Annotated in this window: 17 protein-coding genes, 1 pseudogene and 1 riboswitch; of the genes and pseudogenes, 1 reads left to right on the forward strand and 17 read right to left on the reverse strand. The window is 66.0% G+C overall.

All coding sequences use genetic code 11. From position 1 onward, the window contains the following. Positions 1-6: 6 nt before the first annotated feature. The 8 genes from RWR81_RS03945 to RWR81_RS03980 form a co-directional block, all read right to left on the reverse strand. Entirely contained in the window at positions 7-720 is a 714-nt protein-coding gene (locus RWR81_RS03945; protein WP_314454709.1) for a hypothetical protein, read from the reverse strand. Between the two features lie 16 nt (positions 721-736). Beyond that, positions 737-2,110, reverse strand: a complete 1,374-nt coding sequence (locus RWR81_RS03950; RefSeq protein ID WP_314454711.1) for a glycosyltransferase family 2 protein — start codon at positions 2,108-2,110, stop codon at positions 737-739. Continuing rightward, a complete protein-coding gene (locus tag RWR81_RS03955; protein WP_314454714.1) occupies positions 2,110-2,358 on the reverse strand; it encodes a hypothetical protein in 249 nt (82 codons plus the stop codon). Before RWR81_RS03955 ends, RWR81_RS03950 begins: the two co-directional genes overlap by 1 nt. A gap of 383 nt (positions 2,359-2,741) precedes the next feature. Further along, entirely contained in the window at positions 2,742-4,082 is a 1,341-nt protein-coding gene (gene hisD / locus RWR81_RS03960) for a histidinol dehydrogenase (protein WP_314454717.1), read from the reverse strand. 151 nt (positions 4,083-4,233) lie between these two features. Next, the gene (metE, locus tag RWR81_RS03965) at positions 4,234-6,624 is read right to left on the reverse strand and encodes a 5-methyltetrahydropteroyltriglutamate--homocysteine S-methyltransferase (protein ID WP_314454718.1); all 2,391 of its coding nucleotides are present in this window, start codon (positions 6,622-6,624) and stop codon (positions 4,234-4,236) included. Beyond that, on the reverse strand, positions 6,621-7,814 hold the full coding sequence (locus tag RWR81_RS03970) for a methylenetetrahydrofolate reductase (RefSeq protein ID WP_314454721.1): 1,194 nt from the start codon (positions 7,812-7,814) through the stop codon (positions 6,621-6,623). Before RWR81_RS03970 ends, metE begins: the two co-directional genes overlap by 4 nt. Continuing rightward, positions 7,810-7,903: riboswitch (SAM riboswitch) on the reverse strand. Its footprint overlaps the gene before it by 5 nt. 112 nt (positions 7,904-8,015) lie before the next feature. Further along, positions 8,016-8,465, reverse strand: coding sequence for a hypothetical protein (locus RWR81_RS03975; RefSeq protein ID WP_314454724.1), 450 nt, complete (start codon positions 8,463-8,465; stop codon positions 8,016-8,018). Positions 8,466-8,600: 135 nt separating this feature from the next. After that, positions 8,601-10,880 (reverse strand): right-handed parallel beta-helix repeat-containing protein, encoded by a 2,280-nt coding sequence (locus RWR81_RS03980; RefSeq protein ID WP_314454727.1) that lies wholly within the window; start codon positions 10,878-10,880, stop codon positions 8,601-8,603. Positions 10,881-11,066: 186 nt separating this feature from the next. Between RWR81_RS03980 and RWR81_RS03985 the strand changes: the two genes are divergently transcribed. Beyond that, a complete protein-coding gene (locus RWR81_RS03985; RefSeq protein ID WP_314454730.1) occupies positions 11,067-11,348 on the forward strand; it encodes an RNA-binding S4 domain-containing protein in 282 nt (93 codons plus the stop codon). A 31-nt stretch (positions 11,349-11,379) separates the two neighbouring features. Here RWR81_RS03985 and RWR81_RS03990 read toward each other — a convergent pair. The 9 genes and pseudogenes from RWR81_RS03990 to RWR81_RS04030 all read right to left on the reverse strand — a co-directional run bounded on the left by RWR81_RS03990 (position 11,380) and on the right by RWR81_RS04030 (position 22,035). Next, positions 11,380-13,329 (reverse strand): annotated as a pseudogene (locus RWR81_RS03990) (BCCT family transporter). A gap of 285 nt (positions 13,330-13,614) precedes the next feature. Further along, on the reverse strand, positions 13,615-17,208 hold the full coding sequence (gene dnaE, locus RWR81_RS03995; protein WP_314454732.1) for a DNA polymerase III subunit alpha: 3,594 nt from the start codon (positions 17,206-17,208) through the stop codon (positions 13,615-13,617). A 178-nt stretch (positions 17,209-17,386) separates the two neighbouring features. Further along, entirely contained in the window at positions 17,387-18,355 is a 969-nt protein-coding gene (locus tag RWR81_RS04000; RefSeq protein WP_314454735.1) for a 2-dehydropantoate 2-reductase, read from the reverse strand. A gap of 67 nt (positions 18,356-18,422) precedes the next feature. After that, the gene (locus RWR81_RS04005; RefSeq protein ID WP_399497967.1) at positions 18,423-18,584 is read right to left on the reverse strand and encodes a hypothetical protein; all 162 of its coding nucleotides are present in this window, start codon (positions 18,582-18,584) and stop codon (positions 18,423-18,425) included. Between the two features lie 30 nt (positions 18,585-18,614). Further along, positions 18,615-19,535 carry an RluA family pseudouridine synthase gene (locus tag RWR81_RS04010; RefSeq protein ID WP_314454738.1) on the reverse strand — a complete coding sequence of 307 codons (921 nt, stop codon included), beginning with the start codon at positions 19,533-19,535 and terminating at the stop codon, positions 18,615-18,617. Beyond that, positions 19,532-20,266, reverse strand: coding sequence for a signal peptidase II (lspA, locus tag RWR81_RS04015; protein ID WP_314454741.1), 735 nt, complete (start codon positions 20,264-20,266; stop codon positions 19,532-19,534). The genes RWR81_RS04010 and lspA overlap by 4 nt, the downstream gene beginning before the upstream one ends. Positions 20,267-20,490: 224 nt before the next feature. Continuing rightward, positions 20,491-21,096, reverse strand: coding sequence for a DivIVA domain-containing protein (locus tag RWR81_RS04020; RefSeq protein ID WP_314454744.1), 606 nt, complete (start codon positions 21,094-21,096; stop codon positions 20,491-20,493). 165 nt (positions 21,097-21,261) lie between these two features. Then, on the reverse strand, positions 21,262-21,558 hold the full coding sequence (locus tag RWR81_RS04025) for a YggT family protein (RefSeq protein ID WP_314454747.1): 297 nt from the start codon (positions 21,556-21,558) through the stop codon (positions 21,262-21,264). 12 nt (positions 21,559-21,570) lie between these two features. Further along, entirely contained in the window at positions 21,571-22,035 is a 465-nt protein-coding gene (locus tag RWR81_RS04030) for a cell division protein SepF (protein WP_314454750.1), read from the reverse strand. Between the last annotated feature and the right edge of the window lie 91 nt (positions 22,036-22,126).

Below are 22,126 nucleotides of genomic sequence, written 5' to 3' on the forward strand. Positions count from 1 at the left end.
GTGCTCTCACTCGCCCTCGGTGATCGGGGTGAAGGTGACGTCGGAGTCCTCGCAGTAGGCCGCCACGGCGCCGGATCGGTAAGGGGACTCGGAGTCGGTCACTTCGCCGAGATCCTTTCCGTCGACTGTGATGGAGAAGGTGACCGACGAGGGGCTGGTCGCATCGATGCTGATAATGACGTCATGGCTCGTTCCGGGCGGGTAGACGGGCGTACTGCCGGAGCTCAGGAACCGCTGGGCGCCCTTGTAGGCGGGGTCCTGCTTGGAGACCTCCCAGCCGTTGGGCTTGAGAGCCAGGGCGTAGAAGTGGTTGTTGTCGGAGTAGTTCCACAGGAGCCAGCCGACCTCCCAGGCGTTGGGGCTGCCGTCCTCACGAAGCTGCTCGACGGTGGTCATCGTTGTGCGGATCGCCTGAACTTCCCCGGCCTTGATCTCAACCGTGGTGGATCTGGCCAATCCCGCATGAGTTTTATCATGGGAGTCAGCCGTCGTTGGTTTCAGACGCAGCAGACCGTCGGCGCACGAGGCTTCGCCGTAGCCGTCAAAGATGATCTCCCACTGAGAGCACTTCTGGGTGTCGCTTTCTCTGGCATGGCAGTACACGGTGATTCCTAGGATCAGTGCCAGGACGCAGCCAACCAGCAGTCCGCGGCGCAGGCCCCTGCTGCGACGGAGACCGTCAAGTGCTCCTGCATGCTGAGGGCCGGTGGTTGCAGTCATCTCATCTCCTCATTGGTCAGGTTGCCGGGTGTGTCGCCGGAGGCACGGTGGCCGACACGCTCCGGGCGGACTCGGTTGCCTGAGCGGGCTCGGCCTCGCGAGCGGTCTTGGCCCACCCGGTCCGTCCGGTCAGCTCTCTGGCCACAGCCCGCCAGCCGTAGACGCTGGGAAGGAGCCCGTACAGGACGAAGAGGTGGGAGTAGCCCACCGCCTTGAGCGGGCCCAGGCCATTGCCGCGCTCGATGCGCCAGTAGATCCAGGCGTAGACGAGTGCGGGCCCGAAAGCGATGACGTAGGCACCCACGAGCCAGGCCCATGACTGCTCCCACCTCAGAACCACCGCCACTGCGGCTGTGACCATGGTGATGAGGAAGGACAGTGTCAGCAGGGACCCGGTCAGAAGCAGGTAGGGGGTGAGGATCTGCCAGAGCGTGTCGGCGCGCCCCAGCCCCCGCTGCTCCCGGGCGACGGCGCGCAGCAGATGCAGCGCCTGGAGATTTCCTTGGAACCAACGGGTTCGTTGGCGCATGAGGCGTCGCATGCTGGTGACACCCTGCTGGTGCACAGCGGACGCGGACCAGAACTCGTTGGTCCAGCCGGTGGCATTGAGGCGGATCCCCAGGTCGAAGTCCTCAGTGAGGGATCGGGTCCAGGGCCTGGGGCCCAAGGCATCGAGGGCGCTGAGGCGAACGAACTGGGCGTTCCCACCCATCCCGACGCTGCGCACACGACGCCGTCCTCGCTGGAAGACCTCGGTGAAGATGACGAACTCCATGTCCTGCATGCGGGCGAGCAGAGAGCCGAAGCGGTTGTTGATGCGCACCCCCATCTGGACGGCCCCGACCTCCTGGGGGGCGAATGCCCTGCGGGCCTCGCTGATGGCGTGGGGGTCGAGACGGCCATCGGCGTCCATGACCCCAACGATGACCCTGGAAGAGGGCACCGAGGTGCTACGGGATCGCACGATCGACAACGCGTCGTTGAGGGCCTCGCCCTTTCCCAGGCGGGCGTGCGGCGGACGACGACGCACCACTTCGACGCGCTCGTCACCGGCCTGCGCGGCCACCTGAGCGGTGTCGTCGTCGGAACCGTCGTCGATGACCATGATGCGCAGGCCCGGGTCGGGGATCGAGGTCAGGCGCCTGACACTGGCGCCTATCACCTCCGCCTCGTTGAGGCAGGGCATGAGAATGACAATGAGAAGAGGCGCGTCCGGGTGCGAGGGGCCACTGCGCCTTGGAGCCCCTCGAGAGGCGAGCAGCATGAACAGCGTGTAGACGAGGGCGACGGCGATCATTCCCAGAGCGCCCCACCAACCGACGCGGTCGAGAACTCCCAGGGGACTCAAGGGGCTGAGCCCCGTGTGCAACGACAATGCCTGCGTACTCATCAGGCTCGCAGGCTCACTGTGCCGCCGCGCCGATAGGCATGACGTCCCACGGTGTACCGCGAGTACGAGAACAGGCCGCGCGCAGTGCCGTAGAGATTGGTCATCAGGAAGAGGGCCAGGATGGCGACGAACACCAGTCCGGCACAGTCGATGAGAAAACGGGCGACGAGGGCGGGAGGAGAACCTGCCGGGGCGACGTACCAGACGACGAACAGGCCGGTTCCGGCGGCGAATGGGGAGTAGTGCATGAGGCCATCCATCTGGATCCAAGGGGTAGGGCCAGCACCGACCAGCATCACCGGGTACAGCGAGCGGATCCGGTCGGCACCAACGCCTCGGTGCGGCGTGCCCGGGGGGTAACGGGATGTGGGAACTCAGCCCGTCGGGCACGGCACACCGTGCGTCACAACTAAATATAACAATAGAATAACGTTCTGCAACACTGTGTCGATCAACTATCCGCCCACAGGATAGTTGGAGAAAGGCTCACAATGCCAGCAACCGTTGTCATTGCAACGATCTAAACGTCAAGGAGGGGGTGCCCCGCGCGGGCACCCCCTCCTTGATGGACCGAAGAGAAGGTCACAGAAGGTAACGAGATGGTCTCAGATGGCCTTCTTGGAAACCTTTCTCACTTCCGGCGGGCGCGAGCGGCCTCACCGTGGGCGGGCAGGTCCTCACAGGTCGCCAGGACCTCCAGCGCAGGTGTCAGGGCCTCCAGGGCGCCTGCGCTGTACTCGATGAGCTGGACCGGCTTGAGGAAGGCCATGACACTCAGTCCGGCGGCGAATCGGGCAGTGCCGCCGGTGGGCAGGACGTGGTTGGAGCCGGCCAGGTAATCTCCTAACGGCACCGGACTGTGGGGACCGACGAAGATGGCGCCGGCATTACGGATCCGACGGGCGACGCCGAGAGCGTCAGCCGTCTGAATCTCCAGGTGCTCGGCGGCATAGGCGTCGGCGACCTCGATGGCCTGAGCAAGGTCACGCACCAAGACGGTGCCCGACTGCGGGCCGCTGAGGGCGTCGCGGGCCCGGTCACGGTGCCGAGTCGCGTTGAGCCTGCGCTCGAGTGCGGCATCGACGGCGTCGGCCAACTGCGGGGAGTCGGTGATCAGGACGCTGCCCGCGTTGGGATCGTGCTCGGCCTGCGAGAGCAGGTCGGCGGCCACGTACTCGGGGTCGGCACCGGCGTCGGCCAGGACGGCGATCTCGGTGGGGCCGGCCTCGGCGTCGATCCCCACCGCCCCCATGACAGCGCGTTTAGCCGCCGCCACGTACACGTTGCCGGGGCCGGTGATGACGTCAACGCCCTGGCACAGGGTCTCTCCCCCGGCGTCGGCGCGATCGGTGTCGTCCTGGGCATGGGCCCCGTAGGCGAGCATCGCGATGGCCTGGGCACCGCCGACGGCGTAGACCTCGGTCAGCCCCAGCAGGGCGCAGGCCGCCAGGATCGTGGGATGGGGCAGGCCTCCGTACTCGGTCTGGGGCGGGCTGGCCAGTGCGATCTGCTCGACGCCGGCCATCTGGGCGGCCACCGCGTTCATCACCACGCTGGAGGGGTAGACGGCCAGGCCTCCGGGGACGTAGACCCCGACGCGCCTGACCGGGATCCAGCGTTGGGTGATGGCGCCGCCGGGAACAATCTGGGTCGTACGCTCAGTAGGCACCTGAGCAGCGTGCCCGGCACGGTTGTGGGCGATGGACATCTCCAGGGCCTCGCGCACCGCAGGGTCCAGGTTGCTGAGCGCCTGGTCGATGGCCTGGGCGGGCACACGAAGGTGGACGGGGCGTACGCCGTCGAAGCGCTCGGCGGCATCGCGCAGGGCGGCTGCGCCCCGGGAGCGGACGTCCTCGATCAGCGGAGCCACGGCGGCCTGAGCGGAGGTCACATCGAGAGTGGCCCGGGGAAGAGCCTGTGCCAGCTCGCGGGGGTCGAGTCGGGAACTGCGCAGATCAGTACGGGTGAGCATGCGTACAAGCCTACCGGCCGCGCACGCAGCCGCCTGGGCCGTCTAATGTGATGGCGCGCTTGAACGCGGCGTCCACCAGCCACGTACGAGGCGGTCTGGGAGAAACATCCTCTCCCAGACCGCTCGAGACGCCTTGAGCCGCGTCAGTGCCTCACAGGGTCTCGCGCACGGCGCGGGCGGCGCCCACGAGGCTGGTCAGACTCGCCTCGGTCTCAGCGTAGGCGCGGGTCTTGAGCCCGCAGTCGGGGTTGACCCAGACCTTCTCCGCCCCCAGGGCGTCGACGGCCCGCTGGAGCAGTTCGGTGCACTCGGCCTGGCTGGGAACGCGCGGGGAGTGGATGTCCCACACGCCCGGGCCGAGCTGACGCTCGAAACCGTGCTCGGCCACGGCGGGCAGGATATCCATGCGCGAACGGGACGCCTCGATGGAGGTGACGTCGGCGTCGAGGTGGTCGACCGCGTCAATGACGACGTCGAACTCGGAGTAGCACAGGTGGGTGTGGATCTGGGTGGCCGGCGCCGCCCCTGCTGTGGCCAGTCGGAAGGAGCCGACGGACCACTCCAGGTAGGCGGGGCGGTCGGCGCGACGCAGCGGCAGGGTCTCGCGGATGGCGGGCTCGTCGACCTGGATGACGCCGATACCGGCGGCCTCGAGGTCCGCCACCTCCTCGCGCAGGGCCAGCCCCAGCTGGTCGGCGACCTGGGCCCGCGGGATGTCGTCGCGCACGAAGGACCACGCCATGATCGTCACCGGGCCGGTGAGCATGCCCTTGAGGGGCTTGTCGGTCAGTGACTGGGCGTAGGCCGACCAGGCCACCGTCATCGGCTCGGGGCGGACGACGTCCCCCCACAGGATGGAGGGGCGGGTGCAGCGCGATCCGTAGGACTGGACCCAGCCGTGCTCGGTGGTCACGAAGCCGTCGAGCAGCTCGGCGAAGTACTGGACCATGTCGTTGCGCTCGGCCTCGCCGTGCACCAGGACATCCAGGCCGAGGCGCTCCTGAAGGGCGACGACGCTGGCGATCTCGGCGCGCATGGCGGCGTCGTAGGCGGCATCGTCGATCTCACCCTTGCGCCAGGCGGCGCGGGCCTTACGGATCTCAGCGGTCTGGGGGAAGGAACCGATGGTGGTGGTGGGCAGCTCGGGCAGACCCAGACGCGCGTCCTGAGCGACCTTGCGCTCGGCGTAGGGGACGCGAGTTCGGTCGCCCTCAGTGACGGCGTCAACGGCGGCGCGAACCTCGTCTCGGTGCACCCCGGGGTGGGCGGCGCGCTGATGGCGCAGGTCGGCCTCCTGGGCAAGCTCTGCGGCGATGGCCTCGCGGCCCTGAGCCAGCCCCCTGGCCAAGGTGATGACCTCGCCGACCTTCTGGTCGGCGAAGGCGAGCCAGGAACGGATCTGCGGGTCGATGGCGGTCTCGCGCTCGACGTCGTGGGGCACGTGCTGCAGGGAGGTGGATGTGGCCACGGTGATGGGGGTGCCTTCGGGCAGGCGCTCACGCAGCTGCTCGAGCGTCGTCAGCGCTGCATCCAGGTCGGTGCGCCAGATGTTGCGTCCCGAGACGACACCGGCGACGACGGCCTTGCCCGCCAAGGCGGCCAGGTCGCCGGCCTCGGGCAGGGTGCCGGCCACGAGGTCGAGGCCCACGGCCTCGATCGGGGCCTGCCCGAGCACAGGCAGGGCGTCGCCCAGGGAGCCGTATGTCCCGGCCACCAAGATCTGGGGGCGCTCCACGATGGCGCCCAGCCAGGTGTAGGCGTCGCGCACGGCGTCGAGGACACGCTGACGCTCCACGTTCCAGGAGTCGGAGACCAGGGCGGGCTCGTCGAGCTGGACCCAGGTGGCACCGGCCTCGTGCAGGTCCATGAGGAGGTGGCCGTAGGCGTGCAGGACGTCGTTGAGACGGTCCAGGGGGTGGAAGCCCTCGGCCGCCTCGTCGGAGGGCTTGGCCATGAGCAGGTAGCTCACCGGTCCCACGACGACGGGGCGCACCTCGATCCCCGCGGCCTGGGCCTCACGGACCTGGTCGGCGATGGCGGTGTCGACGTAGTCGATGGGTGTGGAGGCGTCGATCTCGGGGACCAGGTAGTGGTAGTTGGAGTCCAGCCACTTGGTCATCTCCAGGGCCGGACGGGCGCCCTCACCGCGGGCCAGCGTGAAGTAGCCCTCGAGATCGAGGGCGCCGTCGGCGTCCAGCAGGTCACGGAAACGGGCGGGCGCGGCCCCCAGGGTGGCGGTGACCTGAAGAACCTGGTCGTAGAGAGTGAAGTCCGCCGGCACCGAGGCGGGCTGAGTCAGCCCCAGGTCCGTCAGGCGCGAGCGGGTCGCTCCGCGCAGCTCGGCAGCGGCATGCCTGAGCTCATCGACGCTCAGGCCCCCCTTCCAGAAGGACTCCACGGCGCGTTTGAGCTCGCGGTCCCTGCCGATACGGGGGTATCCCAGAATGGTGGCCCCCGGCAGGGGGGCGGAGGGGACCTGTGACTCGGTCACAGCGATCTCAGCCGGTGAGGCGGGGGTGACCGACTCAGAGGTGACGCTCATGCATTCTCCTTGGTGATGGTGGTGTGGGGCTGGACGGGGTGGCGGGAAGAGAGTGCTGCGCCAGGAGAGCCGCAGCGCAGGAAGGAGGGGCCTCGGCCGGGCGTGGCCTGGAGGTATCCGCGATCAACGGCGTCGCGCACCTCCCGATCGGGCGCGGCTCCAGCCAGGATGCCACCCAGCCGCAGGTGGCTGATGACGTCGAGGGCCGGACGGGTCCGATTGAAGGTGTACAGGTGCAGTCCGGGAGCCCCAGCGCGCAGCAGCGCCGTGGCCAGGTCGAGCGTCGCACCAATACCGCGTTCCACAAGAGTGGCGCCGCTGGCCGATCCCAGTGCTGATCGCAGGCTGTCGGGCACGCGCACCCCGGTGAGTGCCTCAAGGCGGGTGAGCCGACGCAGGTCGGTCAGAGGGATCACCCCGGGAAGGATCGGGATGCTCACCCCTGCGTAGGAGGCCGCGTTGGTCAGCGCCACATAGTCGGCTGCGTCGTAGAACACCTGGGTGATCGCCAGGTCGGCTCCGGCGGTCTGCTTAGCGGCCAGGACCTCGATGGCCTCGATATGGTCGTTGGTGGCCGGGTAGGCGGCCACGGCGATAGTGACGTGACGCCTGCCGTCGCCGAAGAAGTCGGCCTCGACCTCCCGGATGACCCGGACGAGGTCGTCGGCGTGGCGCAGCTCCCCGGCGACGTCGTCGGCCCGGGTACCGGCAGGGGGGTCACCGCGCAGGGCGAGGAAGCGCCGTACCCCCATGCGAAGGAAGCGGGTGACGATATCGACGGCCTCCTGCTTGCGGTAGCCGATGCAGGTCAGATGCGCCATGAGGGGAATGGTGCTGGACTTCAGCACGTGGGCGAGCACGTCCTCGGACGGATTGGTCCGCTCCTGGACCACGCGCACGCGGGGCGCAGCGTCGCGCTGCCCCGCCGCCGGCTGCGCCTCACTGCTGATTCCCCCTGCGGGCTCGGTGACGAAGGTGGGCCGGTAGGTCACCGAGACGAAGTCGGGCCCAGTGGCAAGGAGCCTGTCAATGCGGCCCCAGGTGGCGGATGCGGCCTTCCCCGGACGAGGGGGGAAGAGCTCCAGGCTGACGGTGGGCAACGGCTGGGCGGATCCGGGCTCGGTGTTACTCAAGCCGTCGCCACGGCTCCCGGCCGTGGCGGTGGGCTCGGTGGGCTCGTTGTCTCGCACATCGTCTCCATCGATCCTGGCTGAAGCACCCGCGTACCGGGTTGCTGCGGCGTCATGGAACCAGGTCTCTCGGCCGCTCTGGATGGTCGAGCGTATCAAACCATGAGCTCACCCCATCTCCACCGCCGTCTCGAATAATGAGAAAAACCATCCGGCCGCCCTGGCGACTCACATCCCAGCGGCGCCACTCGATGCAGGCACCTATCGGGGCGGCGGGCTGCCAACACGTCGCACACCGCATCTCCTCCCAGCCGCCGCACGCACCTCAGCCATGAGGGCGGGATGACATGAGGCTCCACCGCCCCATCGTTCCCAGCAGTCGCTCCGGCAAGGAGGCGCCCAGCTCTCATCGCCGGTACCGACCTCACCGGTGGCCGCTGAGACCACCAGCGCAGCCAAGTCCGGCTCACCCCGGGCGGCACAGTCATGGCTGATCATGCTGAGCAATGGCCCCATATGACGCGGCAGCACGCTCCGTCCTATCGCATCGCTGAGCTCCCCGTAGGTGATGACCTCGCGGTGCCGAGCGACGTCGGTGAGGACGGAGCGTGCTGCAATGGTGGACCGAGCCAGTCGTGGGGTGAGCCGGTACGTCCTCTCCCCCACCGGGAAACGGTCACCGACAGTGATGGCAAGCGTCTGAGATGTCATGCACCGATGATCCGGGTTGCGCGGGGCTCCTCACAAGATCATGCGAAGCCCAACCCCCCGTCCCGCACTGATCGGCCGACCGTACGGCAGCACATCAGGACGCAGCCACCTCAGGCCGCATCAGCCGCACTTCTGTCACCGACCCGATCCCGCGTTGGCACCGGGCTTGGCGATGCTGGAGTTCTTCTGTCCGGCGCCCGCCTTACTGTTGGATGGGTTGGTGCTCTCGGAGCCCTGACCGGCAGAGCCAGTGGCGTCACCGCCGGCAGTGGAGCCATCACCGCCCTTGGACGCAGCGGTGGAAGAGGGCTGGCTGCCGCCGTTCCCAGAGTTATCAACAGCACCACCGTTGTTGCCACCGTTGTTGCCGTTGTCGGCCTTGCCGCCGTTTCCTGCATTGTCGCCGGCTTTGTCATCAGCACCAGGAGTGGTGCCACCGCCCCAAGCGATGTTGACCAGTGCACCGCGGTTCACAGCCTCGTTGGCATTAACACCAAGAGTCTTGGCGATGTCCTCAGGCAGAGCGTGACCGGTGCCGGAGGCGGGACTGCCCTCCTTGAGGTGGAAGTCGGAAGTCTTGTCCATCGGGCTGGCAGACTCCTTGACGAAGAAGGGGTTGTTCTCCGGAGAGCCGTGCAGGTCCAGACCGTTGGTCTCCTTGCCTGCGGACTTGACGTTCGGGTCGGCCGTGAAGTCGGCGAGCTTCTCTGCGTTGACCGACTGCGCCTGCCGGTCAGCGCCCCAGTTCCACAAGACCGTGGTCGACAGCGTTGCAGGGTTCTCGTGACGGTAATAGACGTTGTAGTCGATAGCGCCAACCATCTCGTTGGCATAGACCGCGCGAGAACCATCCTGGTTGGCGCCGCCGATGACTTGGACCATAGCCGAGTAGCGCCACTCGTCCCCGGGCTTGGGAGCCGTCTGCTCGGAGGAGAAGATGTTATTCATGATCGTGGTGTTGGTGGTGTCCCAGCTCAGTCCGTGCTCGGCACTCCACTTCTGCACCTGGACGCAGGCACCTTCGGCATTACGCACGTTACAGCCGTTGGAACGGGCATCCTCCTGGACCCACAGGCTGGTGAGCGCATGGGAGACGGTGTTGTTCCACACCCGGGTGTCATTGGAGCCGGAGACATGGATGCCCACGCCGGCCCCGGCCACGATGTTGGAGGCGATGAGGTTGTTGGAGGAGACCTCGTTGAAGATGGCGACCGGAACGTTGACGAAGTAGTTGCCGATGATCTCGGAGTCCATCACGCCCTCGTCAAACCAAACACCCACACTGCGATTCTGGTCATAGGCCATGGGATCGGAGACGTCAACGCCTGTGGCCGAGTAGTCCACGGTGTTATTGGCGAAGCGGATGTTCTTTGAGTGCGTGATCTTCGTGTCGGCCAGGGTGCAATAGGCACCGCAGTCCTTCGAGATGAACCCGGAGGTGTTGTTGTTCCTCCACAGGTTGCCCTCCACCTTGACACCGCTGGAGTCGTTGATGCCAAAGGCGTTGGATCCATTGTTCTCGAACAGGTTGTTCGTCACCACAGCGTTGGTGGAGTCGATGACCTGCAGCGCACCCGCGGTCGAGGAGTAACGGAAAGTCGAGTTCTCGATACGAGGGCTTCCGTGAGCGGCCACGACCGCGCCACCCCCGGAAATGGTGCCGATCTCAGGGTCCTCATAGTCCCAACGCTGGACCGCGGAGTACTTCTCCACGGTCAGACCGGACAGGGTGATGTTGTCTGCATCGAAGGACAGAGCCCGAGCGTGCTGGACCACCTCGACCTGGTGCTGGCCGGGATCGACGCCGATGACATAGGCGGCGCCCCGGTGCGGCTTGACGTTGTAGCCGTCCCGGTTGTTCTCAGGGGTCTTCAGGGTGACCGGGTCGGGGTCGTCGACGAAGAAGGTGGAGTCGGTCACCTCTTCGCGACTGAGCACCTGAGTCAAGGGCTTACCATCGACGAAAACCTGCTCGGGGTGAGCGGCGATGCCCTCCTTGGCCGGGTCGGCGTTGATGGTGCAGACTGTGCAGAAACGGACCATATCGCGACCCGTGGACCACTTTCCATCACCCCCGGAGCTCCAGTCGGTAGGGATCTCGGCACCGTTGAGTACCGGCTTGGCACCTTCAGCAGCCTTAATGGTCACACCCTTGTCCACAGCGAGCTCACCCTCACGGTAGGTGCCATTGGACAGCTCGATGGTGTCACCGTTTCCCGCCGCCTTGAGGGCCGCCCCAATGGACTGGAAGGGATTGTCAGCAGTTCCGTCCCCCGTGTCTGAGCCTCCTTCGGCTGAGACATGGATGCTGTTGCCGTCTGCAGCGGCCGCTTCTGGCGTACGAGTCAGAGCCAGAACGGGCGCTGACAGCGATAGTGCGAGCACCGCCATCTGGGCGATGATTCGATGTTTCATGGTGTCTCCGTCTCCGTAGTGCTATCAGAACATCGTTACCATACCGTGATAAATCGTGTTCGGCATCCTTTGCATCCGTGCACCCGCGAGAGACCCTCCTCTCACTCACGACGCTTTCGTAGCCCCGCCATGCGAACCTCCCGGCTCGATGTGCGCCAGTCACATCTTGTTTGCAAGGATCAGCCTATGACGTATGCGGCCTCCCAGTACTCGACTGTCTCGGTGACCGGAGACATCAAACTCGGACAGTTCCTCAAATTGGCCGGACTGGTGGAGGATGGCGCCGAGGCTCGCATTGCCATCCAGTCCGGTGACGTCACGGTCAACGGGATTCTCGAAACACGACGTGGCCACCGCCTCGCCGACAACGACGTGGTCGTTATCAATCACCCTAACGGCCAGATCGGCGCAGTCGTCAAGCAGGTGGGGTCCGGGGGACGCTCCCCGGACCCCACGCAGGCCAGATAGACGCCCAGAGACGCCGACGGCGGTCGGCACCCTACTTGTTGCCGGTCTCTGCGTCGGCAGCAGTCAAGAGGTCGCTGTCATCGCGGTCGCCATCCCCGTTTTCATTGGTGGAGGACAACCTGGTGTGCAACTCGATGGTCTCAACCTCATGAGGCTCGCTTGCGGTCGTGACCGCAGTGGTCACCGAGTCGACCAGGACCTGGTTGGCCAGTGAGTGCCTCAGCAGCATCGGGTCATTATTGAGGTCCTTGTAGAGCGAGACGCACAGCAGCAGCATGACGATGACGAACGGAAGCGCCGAGACAATCGTGATGTCGCGCAGGCCGGTGAGGACCTCAGCAGGATCATCCCCACCGGCAAGCAGCATGGCTGATGCCACCCCACCGGTGGCCACGCCCCAGAAGACGACCGTGAAGCGGCTCGGGTCGGTCGCCCCGTTCTCCGACAGGCCACCCATGACGATCGAGGCGGAGTCGGCACCGGTTACGAAGAAGATAGCCACCAGGATGACCGCCAGAACCATCAGCACGATGAGAACCACCTTGTGCACAGGCATGGCATTGAGCAGATCGAACAGGATCGTGTCGAAATTCAGGTCGGGAGTGCCATCGGTCTTGAGGTGGGCGAGGGCATCCACCGTCCTGCCCGCCTGCTCGGCCCGTTCCTGGAGACCGATGGCCCCGCCGCCGAAGATGGCGAACCAGATGAGGGAGACGACCGAGGGCACGAACATGACGCCGGTGACGAACTGCCGGATGGTGCGGCCACGCGAAATCCGGACGATGAACATGCCCACGAACGGGGTCCAGGAGATCCACCAGGCCCAGTAGAAGATTGTCCAGGAGGACAGCCACTCGGACATGTCCGTGTTGCCGACGGCCGCAGTGCGCGAGGCCATGGTGGGCAGCTCCTTGATGAAGTCACCGATAGCCGAGGGAATGATGTTGAGGATGAACAGCGTGGGTCCGCCGATGAAGACGATGATCGCCAGCAGCACGGCCAGAACCATGTTGATGTTCGACAGCCACTGGATGCCCTTCTCGATGCCGGAGATGGCGGAGGCCACGAAGCACGCCGTCAGAACCGCGATGATCGCGACCAGCATCCCGGAACTCACCTTGTCGACCAAGTTGGTCGACACCATGCCTCCACCGATCTGGAGAGCCCCCAGCCCCAGGGAACAGGCCGAGCCGAACAGAGTGGCGACGATCGCCAGGATGTTGATGACGCGCCCTCCGATGCCATCGATGGCCTGCCGTCCGAACAGGGAGGTGAACATCGCCGAGAAGAGCTGGGAACGCCCCAGGCGGTAGGTCCCGTAGGCCATTCCCAGCCCGACCAGTGCGTACATCGCCCAGGGATAGATGGTCCAGTGGAACAGGGCGGTGCCCATCGCGGTGCTGGCGGCCTCGGCCGTCTGCGGATCAACCGTACCCGGAGGGGGCGACATGTAGAAGTACAGCGGCTCGCCGACCCCATAGAAAATCAGGCCAATACCCATTCCGGTAGCGAACATCATGGAGACCCACGAGCCGGTGCTGTACTAGGGCTCTTCGGCGTCACCTCCCAGGGGGATCTTGCCGAACCGGGATGCGGCCACGAAGATGATGAAGACGACGAACAGGGTCGAGGACAGGACGAAGAGCCACCCGAAGTTACTGATCGTTCCGCTCAGGGCCCGCTTGGAGAGTCTCCCCAACCCATGCGGGTCGATGAAGCCCCACGCGACGAATGCAATGGTGGCGCTCGCGGCGATGCCGAAGACCACCTTGTCCATGCCCTCACCCGTGTCATGGGGCTGGCGGGACACCGACTTCCTGAGTCGTTCGAGCAGATGACGCTGCCGCCGCTTCACCGTAGCCGGGGAGGTTCGGAAGGCCGGGGTGGACGTTGTCTCTCTGGGTACTTCCTCTTCTTCCGGGGGGCCTTCCTGCTCCAGCCTTTGCGTCATCGTTGGAGGATTCAGATCCTCGTCACTCATCAAACAACCTCGTAGACAATGCAGCCATGGACTGCTTTCGGACGTCACGAGCGTATCAAGATGCTGACGAGACGCCACCTGGGAGTAGCCTTGAGAGGTTCTCTCAACGAAGGCGCGATGACACCCCAAAGTCGGCCTCGACGTACCTGGGAACAGGCTGGGACCACCTCTGACCTGCTACTTGTCGGGCCTCGCTCAGGACACGGCCCGATCACGACCGCCGTGCCCCCTCGATGCTCGAACCAGCTTGTGTGAGTTCGGCTGCATCAGGGATCTTCGAAGCATCTAGTGCCGCAGGCAGCCCGGTCCCAGCAACGCCTTGATGTCGGAGTAGAAGGCCGGTGACGCCTCCACCCGCAGCGAGGCGTCCAGCTGGGTGCGTACCTCGCGCCCCGGGCTGGTGAGCGTCAGACGCACCGTGGATCCTCCCGGGTGCTTGGTGAGCACGTCCTTGAACTGCTCCACCAGAGGTCCGGTGCAGCGGTTGGTGGGCAGGGTGATGAGGACTGCCTCGTGGGCGGCGCTGGAGATGTCCGGGATAGTCATCTCCTGGGCGTAGAGGGCCACCTGGCCGTCGCGCCGATTGAGGCGCCCACGCACCGTGACCACCGTGTCCGGGGCGAGCATGGTGGAGACGGTCTGGTAGGTCTGGGGGAAGAAGAGCACCTCAATGCTTCCGGCCAGGTCCTCGACCTGGGCGATGGCCCACAGGTTGCCCTGCTTGGTGGTCTTACGGGTCAGTGAGGTGATGAGGCCCGCGACGGTGACCATGGCGCCGTCGGGCAGCTCATCGTTCTCGTGGAGCTCGGAGATTTCCTTGTCCGCAAGTTTGCCGAGCAGTCCCTCCAGGCCCATGAGGGGATGATCGGAGACGTAGAGTCCCAGCATGTCGCGCTCATAGGCGAGCTTGTCCTTCTTGTCCCACTCCGGAAGGTCGGGGACGTCGGAGGAGAAGACCGGGCCGTTGCCGAAGGGGGAAGCCTCAGCGTCGTCGGGTCCGCCCATGAGGGAGGCGAACAGGTCGAACTGGCCGGCCGCCTCGTTGCGCTTGACGCCAATGACCTCGTCGACGAAGTCCTCATGGCAGGCCTGCAGGGAACGCCGGGTGTGTCCCAGTGAGTCGAAGGCACCGGCCTTGATGAGGGAGTCGATGGTGCGCTTGTTGCACACCACGGCGGGGACCTTGTCGAGGAAGTCCTCGAAGGAGGTGAACTCCCCCTTCTCCTGGCGGGCGGTCACGATCGCGTCGACGACGTTGATACCGACGTTGCGCACCGCGGACAGTCCGAAGCGCACGTCCTCGTTGACGGCGGAGAACTGGGCCCGTGAGGCATTGACGTCCGGGGGCAGCACGGTGATGCCCATGTGGCGGCACTCCCCCAGGTAGACGGCCAGCTTGTCCTTGTTGTCCTTCTGGCTGGTGAGCAGGGCCGCCATGTACTCGGTGGGGTAGTGCGCCTTGAGGTAGGCCGTCCAGTAGGACACGACGCCGTAGGCGGCCGAGTGGGCCTTATTGAAGGCGTACTTGGCGAAGGGGACCACGACGTCCCACAGGGTCTTGACACTCTCCTTGGAGAAACCTGCCTGGACCATACCGGCCTCGAACTCGACGAACATCTTGGCCAGGATGTCCATCTTCTTCTTACCCATGGCCTTGCGCAGCGCGTCGGCCTTACCCATGGAGAAGCCCGCCAGGTCGGTGGCGATCTTCATCACCTGCTCCTGGTACACGATGAGGCCGTGGGTGGTTCCCAGGATCGGCTCAAGGGCCTCCTTGAGCTCGGGGTGGATCGGGACGACCTCCTGCAGACCGTTCTTGCGCAGCGCGTAGTTGGTGTGGGACTCCGCGCCCATGGGGCCAGGCCGGTAGAGGGCGCCGACGGCGGAGATGTCCTCGAAGTTGTCGGGCTTCATCAGGCGCAGAAGAGTGCGCATGCCGCCGCCGTCGAGCTGGAAGACGCCCAGGGTCTCACCGCGTGAGAGCAGCTCATAGGTGCCACGGTCGTCGAGCTCGATATGGTCGATGTCCAGAGCGGGCTTGCCATTGGCGACGATGTTGTCCAGGGCGTCGGAGATGACTGTGAGGTTGCGCAGCCCCAGGAAGTCCATCTTGAGCAGGCCCAGGTGCTCGCAGGTGGGGTAGTCGAACTGGGTGATGACGGCGCCGTCCTGAAGACGCTGCATCATGGGGATGATGTCGGTCAGGGTCGCCGAGGACATGATGACGGCGCAGGCGTGGACACCCCACTGGCGGGTCATGCCCTCCAAGCCCTTGGCCAACTCGACGATCTTCTGGGCATCGGGGTCCTCGGCGTGCAGCTTGCGGAACTCCTCGGCCTCCCCGTAGCGGTCGTCATCGGGGTTGAAGATGCCCTTGATGGAGATGTCCTTGCCCTGGACCGAGGGGGGCATGGCCTTGGTGAGGCGGTCACCGACGGCGTAGGGGTAGCCCATGACGCGACTGGAGTCCTTCAGGGACTGCTTGGCCTTGATGACGCCGTAGGTGACGACCTGGCTGATGCGGTCGGCACCGTACTTCTCACGCACGTACTCGATGACCTCGTCGCGCCGGCGCTCGTCGAAGTCGACGTCGATATCGGGCATGGAGATGCGCTCGGGGTTGAGGAAGCGCTCGAAGATGAGTCCGTGGCGCAGCGGGTTGAGCTCGGTGATGCCCATGGCGTAGGCGACCATGGAGCCGGCTCCCGAGCCACGCCCCGGCCCGACCCGGATGCCGTGGGCCTTGGCCCAGTTGATGTAGTCGGCCACGACGAGGAAGTAGCCGGGGAATCCCATCTGGGTGATGACGCTGATCTCGTACTCGGCCTGCTTGCGGCAGTCCTCGGGAATGTCACCGTTGAACCGGCGGTCCATGCCGCGCCAGCACTCCTTGATGAACCAGGACTCGTCTGTCTCCCCCTCGGGGACGGGGAAGGCCGGCATGAAGGAGGCGCCCTCGTCCACGGTGCGGAAGTGCACGTCGCACTGCTCGGCCACGAGCAGGGTGTTGTCGCAGGCCTGAGGCATCTCGGAGAAGAGGCGGCGCATCTCGGAGCCGGGGCGCAGGTAGTAGGTGTCGCCGTCGAACTTGAAGCGGTCGGGATCGGAGAGCACGGAGCCGGAGTTGATGCACAGCATCGCGTCCTGGATGGTGCGGTCCTCGGGACGCACGTAGTGGGAGTCGTTGGTGGCCAGCAGCGGCGCGCCGAGCTTCTGGGCCAGACGCAACAGGTCCTTGGTGACGCGCTGCTCGATCTCCAGGCCGTGGTCCATGAGCTCGACGTAGAAGAACTCCTTGCCGAAGATGTCCTGCAGCTCCCCGGCGGTGCGCAGGGCCTCGTCCCACTGCCCCAGGCGCAGGCGGGTCTGGACCTCCGAGGATGGGCAGCCGGTGGAACCGATGAGGCCGGTCCCGTAGCGGGAGAGCAGCTCTCGGTCGATACGCGGCGCCTTGCCCCACTGGCCCTCCAGGGAGGCGAAGGAGTCCATGCGCATGAGGTTGTGCAGGCCCTCGTTGTTGCGTGAGAGCAGTGTCATGTGCGTGTAGGAGCCGCGGGCGGAGACGTCGTCGCTCCTCTGGGACTCATCGCCCCAGAAGACACGGGTCTTGTCGAAGCGGGAGGTGCCCGGCGTCATGTACGCCTCCACCCCGATGATCGGCTTGATGCCGGCGGCCTTGGCGGCCGCGTAGAACTCGTAGGCTCCGAACATGTATCCGTGGTCGGTGATCGCCAGGGCGGGCTGGCCCAGGCGCTTGGCCTCGGCCACGTAGTCCTTGATCTTCCCGGCGCCGTCCAGCATGGAGTAGTCGGTGTGGACGTGGAGGTGGACGAAGTCGTCCTTGGGGGCTGCATCTTCCTGACTGCTCATCTCCGCCATGACCCCATCCTAGGCACGCCCGGCGCCCTGTCCCCTGGAGGGGCCGAGCGCACCCTCCGGCGGGAAGGCGAGTCCTTCCCCGGCCATGACGGGCCATGGCCGAGGTGGCGGCTAAGCCGGGGGAGAAATCCGCCGGCGGGTGGTCTGATCCCCGCCGTGTTCGAGAGGCGCTCCGGGATCAGCCGCACGCTCGGGCAGCAGCCTCTCGCGGAGCCAGAACGCAGTGCGCGAGATCGAGTACGGGGGTGGGCACGCCCGCCTCATCGCCGGCGCGGCACAGGGCGCCGAGCTGGGCGTCGAGCTCACTGGGCAGGCCGGCGGCGATGTCGCGCTGCATCGATGTCGTGGCGCCGGCCGGCTGGGCGTCGGCCATGCGCAGGGCCGCAGCGACCGGGTCGGGGGCGTCGTCGGTGGCCAGGTCGTGCCCCAGTGCCGCGGCGACGGCGACGACCTCGTGAACGGCCCGGATGAAGGTGTCTCTCAGGTCGCTGCGCAGGACGCCGATGGGGGCGTTCGTGGCGGCACCGAGTGCGCCCTGGACGACGACGAAGGAGACCTTGCGCCACAGCTCCGCCCAGATGGAGTCGGGGACCCAGGCGCGGATGCCGGCCGCCTCCAGGGCCTCGACGGCGGCGCGGCTGCGAGCGGTGGCGCTGCCGTCCCACTCCCCCAGGGCCAGGGATCCGGCTTTGCCGATGGTGCGGACGTCTCCGGGCGAGATGATGGCGGAGTAGACGCGGGCGACTCCGGGCAGGACGTGCTCCTTCCCGACGGCGTCGGCGAGCAGTCCGGGCGAGCTGATCCCGTTCTGAGTGGAGACGACGCCGGTGGCGGGGCCGGTCAGGCGTCTGAGCGCGGGAGCCAGCTGCGGCAGCGCATCGACCTTCGTGGTCACGAGGACCAGGTCCGGCTCACCTCCCAGGGCGTCGGTGAGAGCCTCCGGGTCATCACTGGCCAGCGGCGTCTCGATGCGGGCGGTCATGGTACCGGGCTCGCCACCGGTGCAGTCGCGCAGCGTCAGCCCGCCCGTGCGCAGCGCCACCAGGGTGCGGCCGTGAACGAGGAACCCGACCTGCTGGCCGCTCGCGGCCAGGCGGGCACCGAGCCATCCTCCGATGCCCCCGGCGCCGATGATGACGATCCGCACGAGTGTCTCCTCTCGGTCCTGCTGTTCTCCGCACGAGCACATGCGCGCGGGTGTCCTGTGGCCGGCCCTAGGTGGTGCGGCCGGAACCGTCACCAGCGCTGATGCCGCTGGCGGTGCGGGCCATGTCCTGGCGCCAGATGCCTGCGTCGAGGTAGCGGTGGCCGCTGAGGACCCGGTATCCGCAGCGCTCGTAGAAGCCCATGGCCGGGCGATGCGGGTGATCAGTCACTGTGCTCGCTCATCTCCACGGTGATCCTGTTCACGGCAGGCGCAGGATATCGAGGGCATGGACGAGGTCGTCGGGGTAGTCGGAGGTGAAAACCATGTGCTCACCGGTGATGGGGTGGGCGATGCCGAGCTCACGGGCGTGGAGCCACTGGCGGATCAGACCGGTGCGCGCTGTCATGGCCAGGTCGGCACCATAGGTGGCGTCTCCGACGCAGGGATGGCCGACCGCCGCCATGTGGACGCGGATCTGGTGGGTGCGCCCCGTCTCCAGGTGGATCTCGGCCAGGCAGGCCCCGGGCATCGCCTCGATGACGTCGTAGTGGGTGATGGACTCCCGGCCGCCGTCGATGATGGCCATCTTCCACTCCCGGCTGGGGTGGCGGCCGATGGGTGCGTCGATGGTGCCGCTGGAGGGATCGAGGTGGCCCTGCACCAGGGCGTGGTAGACCTTGTTCACCGCGTGCTCCCGGAAGGCACGTTTGAGCACCGAGTAGGCCCGCTCCCCCTTGGCCACGATCATGACGCCCGAGGTGCCCACGTCCAGGCGCGAGACGATACCCTGACGCTCGGCGGCACCGGAGGTGGCCACCCGGACGTGCATGGCCTTGAGAGCGCCGAGGACGTCGGGGCCGTCCCACCCCATGGAGGGATGGGCGGCCACGCCTGCCGGCTTGTCGACGACGACGATGTCCTCGTCCTCATAGAGCAGCCCCATTCCCTCAACCGGAGTGGGGAGGGGCTCGGCGGGGCCGGGGTCGGGCAGGTCGATTTCAAGGAGCTCACCCGCACGAAGACGAGCTGACTTGGCAAGTTTCTCGCCGTTTCTACGCACGTAGCCGGTCTCGCACAGTTCACCGATCCGGTTGCGGGACAAGCCGAGCATTCGGGCAAGTGCTGCATCGACTCTATCGCCGTCGAAGCCGTCGGGGACCGGCAGAAGTCGTAGGCTCACTGCGGCTCCGTGGTCATGTCCGTGGTCATGGTCGACGAAGACGGCTCAGTATCGTCCCTACGTCGGGCCTTTGCGCTCCTAGACTCCCTCGAGCCCCGGATGTCACTAGCACCGGCACGCGTTCCATCGATTTCCCACCCTCCCAGAGACAGGACGATGATGCCCATGGCGGCGAGCACGATCGCGATGTCCGCGACATTCCCCACAAAATAGCCGCCATAGTTGATGAAGTCGATGACGTGCCCCCTGAACAACCCGGGTTCGCGCAAAAGACGGTCGATGAGATTTCCGACCGCGCCACCGAGCACTAGACCAAGGGCCACCGCCCACGAGCAGGAGGACAGACGCCGGGAGACACGAATGATAATAACCACCACGAAGGAGGCGATGACCGCGAAGATCCAGGTCTGACCGGTCGCGAAGGAGAAGGCGGCTCCAGGATTGCGCACCAGGACGAGCCCCAGAACCTGGCCCAGCAGGGCTATGTGCCGTCCATCGGTCAGAGCCGAGAGCGCCCACTGCTTGCTGATCTGGTCGACGATGACGATAACGACCGCCACCGCCCATAGGACTGCCACCGGAAGATGTCCGGAGCGACGTCCTTCCCCGTCGCCGCCGTCCTGAGAACTCAGAGTCCTCTCCATGGCACTGAACGGACTGTCTACAGGGAGTGAAACGATGTTGTCGGCGCCGTCCGCGGAGGAGGACGCCGGTTCCACGTGATCTGGCATGAGGTTTTCTCGCATTGCACTCAGTGGGAGGAAGGATGCGGGAAGGGCGGTGCGCACCGAGAGAAGGGCGACGACCCGCACGGGTCGCCGCCCTTCACGGTAGGCCGTGCCAGAAACGGCTGGAGGAGCCGAAGCACCCTTTATGGATGGAGACAAGGAACTGCGCCGGCAGCCCCCGAAGTATTAACCGGGCCTAGCACCGGAAGATGGTCAGCTAGGGAGGTTCACAGACCGGAGATCGAGCTCTCGCCGCCGTCCTCGACGTTGGCCAGTAGGTTCTGCAGGTAGCTCTTGAGGCGAGTGCGGTAGTCGGACTCGAAGCGCCGCAGCTCGTCGATCTTGTGCTCGAGGTTGGCACGCTCCTTCTCCAGCTGGGCGAGGGTGCGGTTGCGCTGATCCTCGGCCTCGCGCACGATCTGCTCACCAGTGGAGCGGGCCTCGGTGACGATGCGCTCACCCTCGGCCTTGCCGTTGGCGACGTGCTCATCGTGAAGGCGCTGGGCCAGCTCGAGCATGCCGGATGCAGCAGCAGGGCCCTGGCCACCGGACTCGCCGGCGACGGCAGGTACGGATACAGCCGGCTCGGCCTGCACCGGAGAGACTGAGGATACAGGGGCGGCAGGAATCGCAGCTCCCTCACCGAGCTGCGCCACCCGGCGATTGGCGGCCTCGAGCTTGGCCTTGAGGTCAGCGTTCTCGGCCTCCAGCTGACGCATTGCCTCGACTACCTCGTCGAGGAACTCGTCGACCTCGTCCTGCTCGTAGCCCTCACGGAACTTGGTCGCCTGGAACTTCTTATTGAGGACGTCGTCTGCTGTCAGCAGCGTCATGGGTCGTCACCTCGGTGTCGTTACGGATAAGGTCACGAGCACCGGGCATCCGGTCACTCATGCGGACAGAGTACCTGAACTCAAGGTTCAGGCCACATCAAGAGCGCTATCTCACGCTGACGTGAGGACAGCACTCTAGCGGTTCGTTCGCGGCTTCACACCCGCTCAGTAAAGAAGCCCGAGAAACCAACGGAAAATCCAGATCCCGAAGACCAGGACCAGGAAGCTCAGGTCGATGCCGACCCCTCCCAGGCGTGCCATGGGAACCTTCTGACGGATCAGCCGCAGAGGCGGGTCCGTCAGAGCGTACACAAGATTAGCCATCACCAGGACAAGCCCCCTGGGGCGCCACTGGCGGGCGAAGACCTGAATCCAGTCGAGCACGACCCTGACCAGGAGGACGAGGAAGTACAGACTCAGAATGCTCGACAGGATCCAGGCAAGTACAGAGACAAGAGCCACGTGCTAACCAGCTCAGCTCTGGTTGAAGAACCGGCCGCGGGCCTCGGCGACCTCACCGCCATCGATCTCAACACTGGCGGGGGTCAGCAGGAACACTCGAGGAGTGACTCGCTCAATGGCGCCGTGCAGACCAAACACCAGCCCCGCGGAGAAGTCGACCATGCGACGCGCATCGGACTCGCTCATACCGGTGAGGTTAATGATGACGGGCACACCGTCACGGAAGGACTCACCGATGATCCGAGCCTCGTTGTAGGTCGAGGGGTGCACGGTGACGATACGGCGAAGGTCCGGAGCAACGGCGGCGGGCTCGGGCGTGGCCGGGGCGGCGAAGTCCTCGTAGTCCTCATCAACGAAGTCCTGCTCGTGCTCCTGCACGGCGTAACCGGCGTCGGCAGCCTCGTAGCTGTCCTGGTAGGTCTCCTCCTCCGGCTCCGAGTAGCCGAGGAAGCTGGTCATACTGCGCAACGCGCCCATCTATCGCTCCTTGGTTCGTCCGGTCCCCTGCGTTCCGGATGTGCTGCGACGGTATCCGCCCCCGCAACACCGCACGGGGACCTCAACCCGG

Origin of the sequence: uncultured Actinomyces sp., assembly GCF_963526355.1 — a bacterium.
GTDB lineage: Bacteria > Actinomycetota > Actinomycetes > Actinomycetales > Actinomycetaceae > Actinomyces.